We start from the raw sequence: 12053 nt of genomic DNA on the forward strand, positions 1-12053 counted from the left end.
CCTCGACGTTTTGCGAGGTCGATCATGCACATTCATATTCTCGGTATTTGCGGCACTTTCATGGGTTCGCTGGCCGTGCTGGCCAAGGAACTGGGCCACCGCGTCACCGGCTCCGACGCCAACGTCTATCCCCCGATGAGCACCCAGCTCGAGGCCCAGGGCATCGAGCTGACCCAGGGCTACGACCCGGCCCAGCTGGAGCCGGCACCTGACCTGGTGGTGATCGGCAACGCCATGTCGCGGGGCAACCCGGCGGTGGAGTACGTGCTGAACAAGGGCCTGCCCTATGTGTCCGGCCCGCAGTGGCTGGCCGACCATGTGCTGCAGGGCCGCTGGGTGCTGGCCGTGGCCGGTACCCATGGCAAGACCACCACCAGCAGCATGCTGGCCTGGGTCCTGGAACATGCCGGCATGAGCCCGGGCTTCCTGATCGGCGGCGTGCCGCAGAACTTCTCGGTGTCGGCGCGCCTGGGCGGCACACCGTTCTTCGTGGTCGAGGCCGACGAATACGACAGCGCCTTCTTCGACAAGCGCTCGAAGTTCGTGCACTACCACCCGCGCACCGCGATCCTCAACAACCTCGAGTTCGATCACGCGGACATCTTCCCGGACCTGGCGTCCATCGAGCGGCAGTTCCACCACCTGGTGCGCACCATCCCGAGCGAAGGCCTGGTCATCCACCCGACCACCGAGCAGGCGCTGGAGCGAGTGATCGGCATGGGCTGCTGGACCCCGTTGCAGACCACCGGAGCTGGTGGCCAGTGGCAGGCGCGCCTGCTCAGCGCCGACGGTTCGCGCTTCGAGGTGCTGTTCGAGGACGAGGCGCAAGGCGTGGTGGACTGGGCCCTGACTGGCCAGCACAACGTTGCCAACGCCCTGGCCACCCTGGCGGCCGCCCGCCATGTGGGTGTGGCCCCGGCCATGGGCATCGAGGGCCTGAGCGCGTTCAAGAGCGTCAAACGGCGTATGGAGAAGGTCGCCGAAGTTCAAGGCGTGACCATCTACGATGACTTCGCCCACCACCCGACTGCCATTGCCACCACCCTCGATGGCCTGCGCAAGCGCGTTGGCGAGGCGCCGGTGATTGCGGTGATCGAGCCGCGCTCCAACTCCATGAAGCTTGGCGCCCACCGCGATGGCCTGCCGGAAAGCGTCAACGACGCCGACCAGGTGATCTGGTACGCGCCGCCCAACCTGGGCTGGGACCTGGCGGGCACCGCCGCGCAGTGCAAGGTGCCGAGCGTGGTGGCCGACAGCCTCGAAGCCATCATCGAGCGCATCAAGGGCCAGGCCCGCCCGGGCACCCATGTGGTGATCATGAGCAACGGCGGTTTCGGCGGCCTGCACGGCAAGCTGGCCGAGGCGCTGAAGTGAGCGGGCCGGAACGCATCACCCTGGCCATGACCGGCGCCTCCGGGGCGCAGTATGGCCTGCGTCTGCTCGACTGCCTGGTGCGCGAGGACCGCGAGGTGCACTTCCTCATCTCCAAGGCCGCGCAGTTGGTGATGGCCACCGAGACCGACGTGCTGCTGCCGGCCAAGCCCCAGGCCATGCAGGCGTTCCTCACCGAGTACACCGGCGCGGCCGACGGGCAGATCCGCGTGTACGGCAAGGAGGACTGGATGTCGCCGGTGGCCTCGGGCTCCGGCGCGCCGGCGGCGATGGTGGTGGTGCCCTGTTCCACCGGCACCCTGTCGGCGATCGCCACGGGTGCCTGCAACAACCTGATCGAGCGCGCCGCCGACGTGACCCTCAAGGAACGTCGGCAACTGATCCTGGTGCCGCGCGAGGCGCCGTTCTCCACCATCCACCTGGAGAACATGCTCAAGCTGTCGCAGATGGGCGCGGTGATCCTGCCGGCGGCACCGGGGTTCTATCACCAGCCGCAGAGCATCGACGACCTGGTCGATTTCGTCGTGGCGCGCATCCTCAACCTGCTGAACATCCCGCAGGACATGCTGCCGCGCTGGGGCGAGCATCATTACGGGGTCGATGATTGAAGCGGGTGTTGGCGGGGCTGGTGATACTGGGCCAGCTCGGCGGTTGCGCCACGGTGCGCACCCTCGATGCCAACAAGCCGGGGGCGCCGGTGGTGTATGCCGGAACGCGCCTGGACTTGTACGTGATCAATGGCGGTTGTTGCCCCGAGGACCGCTTTGGCGCCGAAGCGCCGGCTTATCCGGGGTTGGACCTGCCGGGGAGCGCATTGCTGGATACCTTGTTGCTGCCGTTGTCGTTGTTGACGGCGGCGGGGGTGGGTTTTAACGCCACCGGCGGTCTGTAGCGGCCCTTTCGCGGGTAAACCCGCTCCCACAGGGCCTGTGCACAACCTGTGGGAGCGGGTTTACCCGCGAAAGGGCATAACAGGTCAACGCTATTTCTTGCCGAGTTTTCGCAGCTCGTCCGACTCGACCACCCGGATCCCGTCTTCCTCTTCCAGCGCCAGGCGCCACAGCGCCCGGGCCAGGGTGCAGGCCTCGATGCCCCGGTACTTGCCCGGTATCAGGCGGGCGAAGGGCGCCGCCATCCGTTCACCCAGGCGCGGCTCGATCCGCTCGCCCAGAAGTAACGAAGGCCGCACGATGGTCAACTGCGGCCAGTCCTGCTGCTTGAGCGCCTCTTCCATCTCGCCCTTGACCCGGTTGTAGAAGACCGACGACTTCGGATCGGCGCCCAGGGCGCTGATCACCAGCAGGTGACGGGCACCCATCTCGCGGGCACGCTTGCTGAAGGCCACGACCATGTCCAGGTCGACGGCGCGGAAGGCGTTTTCCGAGCCTGCCTGCTTGAGCGTGGTGCCCAGGCAGCAGAAGGCGATATCGACACGACCGGCCAGTTGCGGGAGAAACACGGCCGGGTCGCCCACCGGGTTTTCCAGGTGCGGATGCTCGGCCAGGGGGCGACGGGTCGGTGCCAGCACGCGGCTGATGGTGGGCTCGTTGAGCAGGCGATCCAGCAGGTGTTCACCCGTCAGACCCGTGGCACCGGCAAGCAGGACATGTTGAGGCGTCAGGTACATGGTGTCTCTCCCTCGTTACTACACAGCTTAGTGGGCGCCAGGTTTTTTTGCCTGTTCCCCCGAAGCTGGCTGGGCTTCATTGCGCAGGGCTTGCTCGGCCTGTTGGTGGCGCAGGCGCTGCCAGTGGCTGATCACTGGCGGCGGCGCCCAGAGCTGTGGCTCCGAGGCTTCGAAGCCCTCCCTTCGTTCTCTTTCGGCAACGCTTTGCCGCGCCAGTTCAAACGCCTGTTTCAGGTCGTCGGTCTGGTTCAGCGCCTGGGCGAACAGGGCGTCGCCGAAGTAGGTGAAGTCGGCCTCTTCCGAGCAGCCGAACGACACCCGGTCGGGGCGCGCGGCGGTCATGACCAGGGTGCGGTCGTCCTTGAGCGGGGCGATATAGCCACCGGAATAACAGGCGGAGATGACGATCACCTTGTCGCGGTCCTTCAGTGGTGCCAGGGCGCTGGCCAGTTCGTCGGCGGACAGGTCGGCCAGTTGCAGGCGCGGCTGGTCGAGCACCAGTTGGTGGTCATGGCTGCCGTGGCTGGTCAAGTAGATGAACACCAGGTCCTCCGGGCCGCTGCGCTCGGCCAGGGTACGGGCGGCACGGGTGATGTTCTCGCGTGTGGCCATGGGGCGGTCGGCCAGATGGTCGCGATGATTGACCAGGGTCACCTGGCCGTGGGCGCCGAAGCGCACCTTGAGCATGTTGCTGACATAGTCGGCCTCACGCAGGAACACGCTTTGCTGGCCGTCACCGGCCACCACCAGGCTGTACAGCTGCACAGGCGGTACCGACGCAGGCACCTTGGCCAGTGCATCGGCCAGTAGTTTGCCCTGGTTGAGCAGGGCCAGGTCCAGCGGGTCGGGCAGCAGCTTGCCCTGGGCATCGCGCACCCGCACGCCGTTGACCCAGGTGCCGCTCTCGACCCGTCCGTCCGGGTGGGTCAGCTTGCCGCGACCATGGTAGGCGTCGTCGGCAAAACCGCCGACATACTGGCTGCCGTCGGCCAGTTGCAAGGTGCCGCTGCCGGCGAAGCGCCAGTCGCGAAAACCACCCTTGTAGCGGCTGCCGTCGCTGCCCAGCAGTTCGCCCTGGCCGACCAGCGACCCATCCTTGAAGTCGCCGATCCAGACGTCGCCGTCGGCGCTCTCGTAGCGACCCCGGCCTTCGAGGCGGTTGTCCTTGAACTCGCCGATGTACTGCTCGCCGTCGGCGCTGTCGTAGGTGCCGGCGCCTTGCAGCTGGCCGTCGATGAAGTGGCCGCCGAACTGGTTGCCGCTGGCGTCGCTGCGCACCCCGGCGCCGTTGGGCTTGCCCTTGGCGAACAGGCCCTGGTAGCGGCTGCCGTCGGCCAGTTCGAGCTGGCCGGCACCTTCGTACTGGTCGTCCTTGAACTGGCCGCGGTAGGTCTGGTCGTTTTGTTTGAGCGTGCCCTCGCCATCGCGGCGGCCATGCTTGAAGGTGCCGGCATAATGGCTGTCGGGGGTGGTCAGGTCGCCCAGGCCCTGGAACAGGCCTTCGCTGAATTGGCCGCGATAGACCTCGCCGTTGCTGCCGTGCCATTCGCCCTGGCCATGCCACTGGCCGTCCTTGAAGGTGCCGGCGTACCAGCTGCCGTTGGGATAGTCGATGCGCCCCTCGCCTTGCAGCAGGCCGTCAACCACCTGGCCGCGGTAGCGGCCGCCGTCGGGCAGCCGGGCGTCCGGGGGCGACAGTGGTTCGCCTTCGCCGCAGGCGGCGAGCAGCAGGATCAGGGTCAGGGGGAGCAGGCGGCGCATGGCGGGTTCCGGGACAATCGATGCGCCGAGTATGCCGCAGAATGCGCAGGTGCGTGAATCGGGGCCGCGTGGCGACCCCTGGGGCGGCTCAGACGAAGCAGAGCGACAGCGGTTCGGCGATGTAGGCGGGTTTTTCTTCGCCTTCGATCTCGAGGGTGACGGTGGCCTTGAGCAGCCATTGCCCCGGTTTCTTCTCGGTGGCGTCGGTCAGGTCGACCTTCAGTCGTACCTGGCTGTCGACCTTCACCGGCTGGATGAAGCGCACGCTGTCCAGGCCGTAGTTGACCACCATCTTCAGCCCTTCGGGCAGCACGAGGATGTCTTCCATCAGTTTGGGAATCAACGACAGGGTGAGAAAACCATGGGCGATGGTGGTGCCGAACGGGGTCTTGGCCGCTTTGACCGGGTCGACATGGATGAACTGGAAATCGCCAGTGGCCTCGGCGAACAGGTTGATGCGTTGCTGATCGATCTTCAGCCAGGCGGAACGTCCCAGTTCCTTGCCAACGTACTGCGAAAGCTCTGTAACGGGTACATAGGGCATCGCGACATCTCCAGATTGTCATTTGGTACGAGTGTGCAAGATCAGCACGGCGAACCGTTTCAGTCAAGTTGCCCGCTTTTCGCCGAATATCGCCTTATAGGCAGTTGCTTAGCGTGCTTATAATGGTCGCCATGCTCTGAGGGAGGTCCATATGCTGTTGCGTGGTTTGACCTGGCTGGTGCTGTTCCAGTTGCTGGGAACGGCGATCAACCACCTGTTGCTGCCCATCCTGCCCGGGCCCATCATCGGCCTGTTGCTGCTGATGGCCTTCCTGATGATCCGTGGCGAGGTCGGCCAGCCACTCAACGAGGCCGCCGGCAGCCTGTTGCGCTACCTGCCGCTGCTGCTGGTGCCGCCGGCGGTGGGGGTGATGGTCTATGCCAGGGACATCGCCGCCGACTTCTGGGCCATCGTCGGGGCCCTGCTGATTTCCTGCCTGCTGACCCTGGTGTTCGTCGGCGTGCTGATGCAGAAGTTGATCCAGCGTCAGGGCAGGCGCGAGGAGCAGCCATGATCCTCGACTGGCACGGCGCGCTCGAGGCGGTCATCCACCATCCGTTGTTCGGCATCGGCATCACCCTGGCCGCCTACCAGCTGGTGCTGGCGGGCTATGAGAGGACCCGCTGGATCTTCCTGCAGCCGGTGCTGGTGTCGATGCTGGTGGTGATCGGCATCCTCCTGGCCTGCGGCATCGACTACGCCGAGTACCGCAAGAGCACCGAGATCATGAACATCCTCCTGGGGCCGGCTACCGTGGCCCTGGCGGTGCCGCTCTACCTCAACCTGCGGCGTATTCGGCAGCTGTTCTGGCCGACATTTACTACGCTGGTAGTCGGAGGCCTGTTCGCCACCGTGGCGTGCCTGGCGCTGGGGTGGTGGTTCGGTGCCGAACACATGATCCTGATGACCATGGCGCCGAAGTCGGTCACTTCGCCGATCGCCATGCTGGTGGCCGAGCAGATCGGCGGGGTGGCGGCCCTGGCCGCGGTGTTCGTGCTGATCACCGGGGTGATCGGCGCGATCTTCGGCCCGGTGCTGTTGACCCGCTGCGGCGTGCTCAGCCCGGAGGCGCGAGGCATGGCGCTGGGGGTGACCGCCCACGCGGTGGGTACCTCGGTGGCCTTGCAGGAAAGTGACGAATGCGGCGCCTTCGCCGCGCTGGCGATGAGCCTGATGGGGGTGGCCACGGCGGTGTTCCTGCCGTTGGCGGTCAGCCTGGTGGCTTGAGGAATCGAGATGACGTTACCGCTGTTTCCCCTCAATACCGTGCTGTTCCCCGGTTGCCTGCTCGACCTGCAGATCTTCGAGGCGCGCTACCTGGACATGATCGGCCGCTGCATGAAGCAGGGCGCCGGTTTCGGCGTGGTGTGCATCCTTGAAGGCGAACAGGTGGGCAAGGCGCCGCCAGTGGTGGCCTCGCTCGGCTGCGAGGCGTTGATCCGCGATTTCGTGCAGCAGGACAACGGCCTGCTGGGCATCCGCGTTGAGGGCGTGCGGCGGTTTCGCGTCGAGCGGACCGAGGTGCAGAAGGACCAGCTGATGCTCGCCGAGGTGCAATGGCTGCCGGACCTGGCGGACAGCCCGTTGTTGGAGCAGGACGACGACCTCCTGGCCCTGCTGCTGGCGTTGGGCGAGCACCCGATGGTCGAGGCGCTGGACATGCCGCGCGACGTGGACGGGCGCCAGTCGCTGGGCAACCAGCTGGCGTACCTGCTGCCGTTCATGGAAGAGGACAAGCTCGGCCTGCTGGCCATCGATTCGCCGCAGCTCAGGCTGGAGGCGATCCAGGCGTTGCTCGAGCGGATCCAGGGCGAGTTGTTCGCCTGATCAGGCTTGCCCGCCCAGCGGCCCATGCGATCCCTGTAGGAGCGGCCTTGTGCCGCGAAAGGGGCGCAACGCGGCCCCGGCGATTTTTGCTTTAGCGCTGAAATCCCGGGGCCGCTTCGCAGCCCTTTCGCGGCACAAGGCCGCTCCTACAGGGACTTGCGACTGTATCAATACTGGTAGCGCAACAACGCCTTTGGCAGCGCGTGCAGGGCAAAGAACGCCAGCAACGCGACGCATGCCGGCAGCACCAGCCACCACACCCGTTGCGCCAGCGCCACCAGCGGCTGGCGATGCTGCACCAGGGTCAGGCTCGCCGCGCACACGCAGCACGCCAGCAACGCTCCGGCGAGGATATCGGTTGGCCAGTGCGCGCCCAGGTAAACCCGCGACAAGGCGATCGCCAGCGCCGGCAGGCAGCCCAGCATGACCCAGGTCAGGCGCATGCGCGGCGGCTGCCCGCGTCCGGCCAGCACCGCCAGCACCAGGAAGAAGGCGAACGACGCCGAGCTGTGGCCGCTGGGCATGCTGTAGCTGGTCAGCGGATCGACCAGCACCTCGGGGCGGGCGCGGGCGAACAGCCATTTCAGCGTACCGTTGGCCAAGGCCGTGCCGATCAGCGCGGTGCCGGCGAACAAGGCGTGACGCCATTGCCGGGCCAGCAGCAGCAAGCCGGTGAGCAGGCCGCCCAGGAAGAACTGGGTGCGGAAGTCGCCCAGGCGGGTGACCAGCACCACGGCGCCGTCGATGGCCTGGCTGCGGTGTTCCTGAACCAGGGTCATCACGCCCTGGTCGAACTCGCTCAGGTATGGCCAGCCGATGAACAGCGCGGCCACGGCCAGGCCGCTGAGGGCGGCGATCAGCCGGGTGCCGTGGCGCTGGTCGCGAATGCTGGTGCTCAAGCTCAGGCCGATGAGCACTGCCAGGGTGCCGACGACGATCCCGGCGTCCAGCCAGAACCCTTCCGGCAGTGGCAGGCGCATGGCCGCGCCGGTGGCCCAGCCGGGCAGCAGGTAGGCTACCGACCAGCCGGCGCCGGCCACCAGGCTCACGGCGATGAAGCGTGGCAGCGGCATGTCGAACATGCCGGCGACCATCGGCAGCATCGGTCGCAGCGGGCCGATGAAGCGGCCGACCAGCAGGCTGGCAATGCCGTAGCGCTGGAAGTACGCCTCGGCGCTGCCGATCCACTGCGGGTGGCTGCGCAGCAGCGGCAGGCGGCGGATGTTCTGGTGGAAGTACTTGCCGATGCCGTAGGAGATCGCATCGCCCAGCATCCCGCCGAGGAAGCCCAGCAACAGCGTCTCGCCGAGGCTGAAGGCGCCGCTGCCGGCCAGCACGGCGACGGCGAACAGCAGCACGGTGCCGGGCACGATGATGCCGGCGATCGCCAGGCATTCGACGCAGGCGACGATGAAGATCGCCAGGCCGAGCCACTGCGGATTGGCGCCAAGCCAGGTGGTCAGGCTGTCGAGCCATTGGCCCATGGTTCAGTTTCCTTGTTCGAGCATGAAGAAGTCTTTGCCTTCGACCTGGCCGCGGCGCAGCGGGTTTCGGCTGCAGAAGCGCGCGTAGTCGGCATCGACGAAGCGGTAGGGCAGGTGTTCGTCGCGGCCGTGGGGGATGCCCAGCCGGGTGGTCTGGATCACCCTCGGTACCTGTATGGCGCAGTCCTCGACATACAGGCGCTCGGGGTCGAAGCGCCGGGCGTCCCAGTTCGGCACCTTCAGGCCCAGGGCCCGGCACAGCAGGGTCTGGCCGTTGCACAGGCGCTCGGGTGGGCGCAGGTTGCCGCTGGCGTCGGGGTTGTTCAGCTGCATCCGGGCCAGGCTGTTGGCGTCTGAGATGGCGTCGGTCCAGGGGTAGGCGGACTTGATCAGCACCGCGTTGCCCGGGCCCTGGGCGCTGAAGTTCAGTGAATCGCCGCCACGGGCGTAATACATGTAGATGTGCCCGCCATCGAGGAACAGCGCCTTGCGCTTCTCGGTGAAGCCCAGGGAGGCGTGGCTGCCCTTGTCGGTGAGGTAGTAGGCCTCGGTCTCGATGATTCGCGCCGCCAGCCAGAGATCGCCGTGGCGATGACGGATGACCTTGCCCAGCAGCTCGCGGGCGAGGGTCTGGGCGTCGCGGTCGAAGAAGCTGTCGGGCAAGGCCCGGGCCGGGCAGGGGGCTGGGACGGACATACGCGCGGTTCGTGGCTATGGAGGCGGCGATGATAGCAATGAATGGCTTAATCGAGGCTGAATCGCCAAGTCGGTGATTGGCCCTTTCGCGGGTAAACCCGCTCCCACAGGTTATGCGCAGAGCCTGTGGGAGCGGGTTTACCCGCGAAAGGGCCGGATCAGGCGCAGGAAATGCTGATACGGGTCGTTACATCTTTCCAACACATTCCCCCCACCATTTTCGACCATCCGCCACCCGCCGCTGGGCGTACCCGAGCGCTCCAGTTATAATCAGCCGATTTCCCCTTTGCCAAGACACCGAACCCATGACCGAGTCCGTTCTTGACTACATGACCCGCCTGGGTCGCGCCGCCCGCGAGGCCTCGCGGGTGATCGGCCGTGCCAGCACCGCGCAGAAGAACCGCGCCCTGCAGGCCGCCGCCGACGCCCTCGACGCGGCTCGCGACGCGCTCACCGCAGCCAACGAACAGGACCTGGCCAACGGTCGCAAGAACGGCCTGGAGCCGGCGCTGCTCGACCGCCTGGCACTCACCCCGGCGCGCATCGACGGCATGATCACCGGCCTGCGCCAGGTGGCCAGCCTGGCGGATCCGGTCGGTGCCATCCGCGACATGAGCTACCGCCCGTCGGGCATCCAGGTCGGCAAGATGCGCGTGCCGCTGGGTGTCATCGGCATCATCTACGAGTCGCGCCCCAACGTGACCATCGACGCCGCCAGCCTGTGTCTGAAGTCGGGCAACGCCACCATCCTGCGCGGCGGCTCCGAGGCCATCCACTCCAACCGCGCCATCGCCGCCTGCATCCAGCGCGGCCTGGCCGAGGCCGGCCTGCCGCCGGCGGTGGTGCAAGTGGTCGAGACCACCGACCGCGAGGCCGTGGGCGCGCTGATCAGCATGCCGGAATTCGTCGATGTGATTGTCCCGCGTGGCGGCCGTGGCCTGATCGAGCGCATCAGTCGCGACGCCCGGGTACCGGTAATCAAGCATCTGGACGGCATCTGCCATGTCTTCGTCGATGCCCATGCCGACCTGGACAAGGCATGGCGCGTGGCCTTCAACGCCAAGACCTACCGCTACGGCATCTGTGGCGCCATGGAAACCCTGTTGGTGGACCAGGCCGTGGCCGAGCGCTTCCTGCCGGAAATGGCCCGCCGATTCCACGACAAGGGCGTCGAGCTGCGCGGCTGCGAGCGCACCCGGGCGATCATCGACGCCAAGCCGGCCAGTGAAGACGACTGGCACACCGAATACCTTGACGCGATCCTGTCGATCCGCGTCGTCGACGGCCTGGAGCAGGCCATCGAACACATCAACCACTACGGCTCGCACCACACCGACTCGATCATTACCGAGCACCAGGGCCAGTCCCGGCGTTTCATCGCCGAGGTAGACTCGGCGTCGGTCATGCTCAACACCCCGACCTGCTTCGCCGATGGCTTCGAGTACGGCCTGGGCGCGGAAATCGGCATCTCCACCGACAAGCTGCACGCCCGCGGCCCGGTCGGCCTGGAAGGCCTGACCTGCGAGAAGTACGTGGTGATCGGCGACGGCCAGCTGCGCGGCCAGGAGTCGTGCTGAGTTGAGCAACGCTGTGGCAGTCCGGCGTATCGGCATTCTCGGCGGTACCTTCGATCCGGTGCATATCGGTCACCTGCGCAGCGCGCTGGAAGTGGCCGAGTTCATGCGCCTGGACGAGCTGCGCCTGCTGCCTAACGCCCGCCCGCCGCACCGCGACACGCCGCTGGTGTCGGCCCAGGATCGGTTGGCCATGGTGCGCGGCGCGGTGGCCGGGGTTGATTGCCTGAGTGTCGATGCCCGTGAACTGGCCCGCGACAAACCGTCGTACACCATCGACACGCTCGAATCGATCCGCTCTGAATTGAACGTGCACGACCAGCTGTTCCTGGTGCTGGGCTGGGACGCGTTCTGCGGCCTGCCCAGCTGGCATCGCTGGGAAGAGCTGCTGCAACACTGTCACATCCTGGTGCTGCAGCGCCCGGATGCCGATGTCGAACCCCCTGACGAGTTGCGCAACCTGTTGGCGGCGCGCTCGGAGAGCGATCCCACCGCCATGTCCGGCCCGGCGGGGCACATTTCGTTCGTCTGGCAGACCCCGCTCGCGGTGTCCGCCACGCAAATCCGGCAGCTGCTGGCCAGCGGCAAGTCGGTGCGGTTCCTGGTGCCGGACGCAGTACTGGCCTATATCGAGGCACACGACCTGTATCGTGTGTCCAACTGACGGCGCCCGCTGGCGCCTCAATCAATGAGTTGAACGAGTTTTATATGACCAAGCAGAAAATCAATGGCATCAGTGGCGAAGAGCTGGTCAAACTGACCATCAGCGCCCTGGAAGACGTCAAGGCCCAGGACATCCAGGTCATCGACGTGCGCGAAAAGCACAGCCTGACCGACTACATGATCATTGCCACCGGTACCTCCAATCGCCAGATCAACGCGATGCTGGAAAAGGTCCGTGAAGCGGTGAAGAAAGAGGGTGCGCAACCCCTGGGTGAAGAAGGCAAGGGCGACAGCGACTGGGTCCTGCTGGACCTGAACGACGTCATCGTGCACATGATGACCGCCGCTGCCCGCCAGTTCTACGACCTGGAGCGCCTGTGGCTGGGTGCCGAGCAGAGCCGTGCCGCCGATGCCAAGCACCACAGTCCGGAAAACGCCAGCGACTACTTCACCGACAAGCTCAAAGACCGGGAATAAGGAAGCGC

14 protein-coding genes are annotated in these 12053 nt (G+C 66.3%); 9 read left to right on the forward strand and 5 right to left on the reverse strand.

What is annotated here, in order from left to right; translation table 11 throughout:
- The first annotated feature begins 24 nt into the window (after positions 1 to 24).
- Genes mpl through AC0MAZ_RS06395 form a run of 3 tightly spaced genes read left to right on the forward strand, consistent with a single transcriptional unit; the run spans position 25 to position 2284 of the window.
- Positions 25 to 1374 carry a UDP-N-acetylmuramate:L-alanyl-gamma-D-glutamyl-meso-diaminopimelate ligase gene (mpl, locus tag AC0MAZ_RS06385; RefSeq protein WP_475860684.1) on the forward strand — a complete coding sequence of 450 codons (1350 nt, stop codon included), beginning with the start codon at positions 25 to 27 and terminating at the stop codon, positions 1372 to 1374.
- The gene (ubiX, locus tag AC0MAZ_RS06390) at positions 1371 to 2000 is read left to right on the forward strand and encodes a flavin prenyltransferase UbiX (protein ID WP_198744903.1); all 630 of its coding nucleotides are present in this window, start codon (positions 1371 to 1373) and stop codon (positions 1998 to 2000) included. The genes mpl and ubiX overlap by 4 nt, the downstream gene beginning before the upstream one ends.
- On the forward strand, positions 1997 to 2284 hold the full coding sequence (locus AC0MAZ_RS06395; RefSeq protein WP_475860687.1) for a YceK/YidQ family lipoprotein: 288 nt from the start codon (positions 1997 to 1999) through the stop codon (positions 2282 to 2284). The genes ubiX and AC0MAZ_RS06395 overlap by 4 nt, the downstream gene beginning before the upstream one ends.
- Before the next feature lie 90 nt (positions 2285 to 2374).
- Here AC0MAZ_RS06395 and AC0MAZ_RS06400 read toward each other — a convergent pair whose 3' ends face one another.
- From AC0MAZ_RS06400 to AC0MAZ_RS06410, 3 genes are all read right to left on the reverse strand, one after another.
- Complete coding sequence (locus AC0MAZ_RS06400) at positions 2375 to 3019, reverse strand: oxidoreductase (RefSeq protein ID WP_028690375.1); 645 nt, start codon at positions 3017 to 3019, stop codon at positions 2375 to 2377.
- A gap of 27 nt (positions 3020 to 3046) precedes the next feature.
- On the reverse strand, positions 3047 to 4780 hold the full coding sequence (locus AC0MAZ_RS06405) for a C13 family peptidase (protein ID WP_254464906.1): 1734 nt from the start codon (positions 4778 to 4780) through the stop codon (positions 3047 to 3049).
- Between the two features lie 88 nt (positions 4781 to 4868).
- Positions 4869 to 5324: a MaoC family dehydratase gene (locus tag AC0MAZ_RS06410; RefSeq protein WP_110737952.1), complete on the reverse strand. Its 456-nt coding sequence runs from the start codon at positions 5322 to 5324 to the stop codon at positions 4869 to 4871.
- A 151-nt stretch (positions 5325 to 5475) separates the two neighbouring features.
- Between AC0MAZ_RS06410 and AC0MAZ_RS06415 the strand changes: the two genes are divergently transcribed.
- The 3 genes from AC0MAZ_RS06415 to AC0MAZ_RS06425 are packed head-to-tail and all read left to right on the forward strand — an operon-like array spanning position 5476 to position 7151.
- Complete coding sequence (locus AC0MAZ_RS06415) at positions 5476 to 5838, forward strand: CidA/LrgA family protein (protein ID WP_203648172.1); 363 nt, start codon at positions 5476 to 5478, stop codon at positions 5836 to 5838.
- A complete protein-coding gene (locus AC0MAZ_RS06420; protein WP_475860691.1) occupies positions 5835 to 6551 on the forward strand; it encodes an LrgB family protein in 717 nt (238 codons plus the stop codon). The genes AC0MAZ_RS06415 and AC0MAZ_RS06420 overlap by 4 nt, the downstream gene beginning before the upstream one ends.
- Positions 6552 to 6560: 9 nt before the next feature.
- Entirely contained in the window at positions 6561 to 7151 is a 591-nt protein-coding gene (locus AC0MAZ_RS06425) for an LON peptidase substrate-binding domain-containing protein (protein ID WP_203648170.1), read from the forward strand.
- A gap of 167 nt (positions 7152 to 7318) precedes the next feature.
- Here the strand turns inward: AC0MAZ_RS06425 and AC0MAZ_RS06430 are convergent, their stop codons facing one another.
- Positions 7319 to 8635 carry a bifunctional DedA family/phosphatase PAP2 family protein gene (locus AC0MAZ_RS06430; protein ID WP_203648169.1) on the reverse strand — a complete coding sequence of 439 codons (1317 nt, stop codon included), beginning with the start codon at positions 8633 to 8635 and terminating at the stop codon, positions 7319 to 7321.
- 3 nt (positions 8636 to 8638) lie between these two features.
- Entirely contained in the window at positions 8639 to 9331 is a 693-nt protein-coding gene (locus AC0MAZ_RS06435; RefSeq protein WP_254464909.1) for a DNA-3-methyladenine glycosylase, read from the reverse strand.
- A gap of 305 nt (positions 9332 to 9636) precedes the next feature.
- Here AC0MAZ_RS06435 and AC0MAZ_RS06440 point away from each other — a divergent pair, with 305 nt between their 5' ends.
- The 3 genes from AC0MAZ_RS06440 to rsfS are packed head-to-tail and all read left to right on the forward strand — an operon-like array spanning position 9637 to position 12045.
- Positions 9637 to 10908, forward strand: coding sequence for a glutamate-5-semialdehyde dehydrogenase (locus AC0MAZ_RS06440; protein ID WP_203648167.1), 1272 nt, complete (start codon positions 9637 to 9639; stop codon positions 10906 to 10908).
- Position 10909: 1 nt separating this feature from the next.
- Positions 10910 to 11569, forward strand: a complete 660-nt coding sequence (gene nadD, locus AC0MAZ_RS06445) for a nicotinate-nucleotide adenylyltransferase (protein ID WP_203648166.1) — start codon at positions 10910 to 10912, stop codon at positions 11567 to 11569.
- A gap of 44 nt (positions 11570 to 11613) precedes the next feature.
- Positions 11614 to 12045 (forward strand): ribosome silencing factor, encoded by a 432-nt coding sequence (rsfS, locus tag AC0MAZ_RS06450; RefSeq protein ID WP_203648165.1) that lies wholly within the window; start codon positions 11614 to 11616, stop codon positions 12043 to 12045.
- Positions 12046 to 12053 lie beyond the last annotated feature (8 nt).

This window comes from Pseudomonas sp. A (assembly GCF_056270345.1).

Coding starts and splice junctions, on each gene's coding strand:
- mpl (WP_475860684.1), top strand. CDS start 25: ATGCACATTCATATTCTCGGTATTTGCGGCACTTTCATGGGTTCGCTG.
- AC0MAZ_RS06400 (WP_028690375.1), bottom strand. CDS start 3,019: ATGTACCTGACGCCTCAACATGTCCTGCTTGCCGGTGCCACGGGTCTG.
- AC0MAZ_RS06405 (WP_254464906.1), bottom strand. CDS start 4,780: ATGCGCCGCCTGCTCCCCCTGACCCTGATCCTGCTGCTCGCCGCCTGC.
- AC0MAZ_RS06410 (WP_110737952.1), bottom strand. CDS start 5,324: ATGCCCTATGTACCCGTTACAGAGCTTTCGCAGTACGTTGGCAAGGAA.
- AC0MAZ_RS06415 (WP_203648172.1), top strand. CDS start 5,476: ATGCTGTTGCGTGGTTTGACCTGGCTGGTGCTGTTCCAGTTGCTGGGA.
- AC0MAZ_RS06420 (WP_475860691.1), top strand. CDS start 5,835: ATGATCCTCGACTGGCACGGCGCGCTCGAGGCGGTCATCCACCATCCG.
- AC0MAZ_RS06425 (WP_203648170.1), top strand. CDS start 6,561: ATGACGTTACCGCTGTTTCCCCTCAATACCGTGCTGTTCCCCGGTTGC.
- AC0MAZ_RS06430 (WP_203648169.1), bottom strand. CDS start 8,635: ATGGGCCAATGGCTCGACAGCCTGACCACCTGGCTTGGCGCCAATCCG.
- AC0MAZ_RS06435 (WP_254464909.1), bottom strand. CDS start 9,331: ATGTCCGTCCCAGCCCCCTGCCCGGCCCGGGCCTTGCCCGACAGCTTC.
- AC0MAZ_RS06440 (WP_203648167.1), top strand. CDS start 9,637: ATGACCGAGTCCGTTCTTGACTACATGACCCGCCTGGGTCGCGCCGCC.
- rsfS (WP_203648165.1), top strand. CDS start 11,614: ATGACCAAGCAGAAAATCAATGGCATCAGTGGCGAAGAGCTGGTCAAA.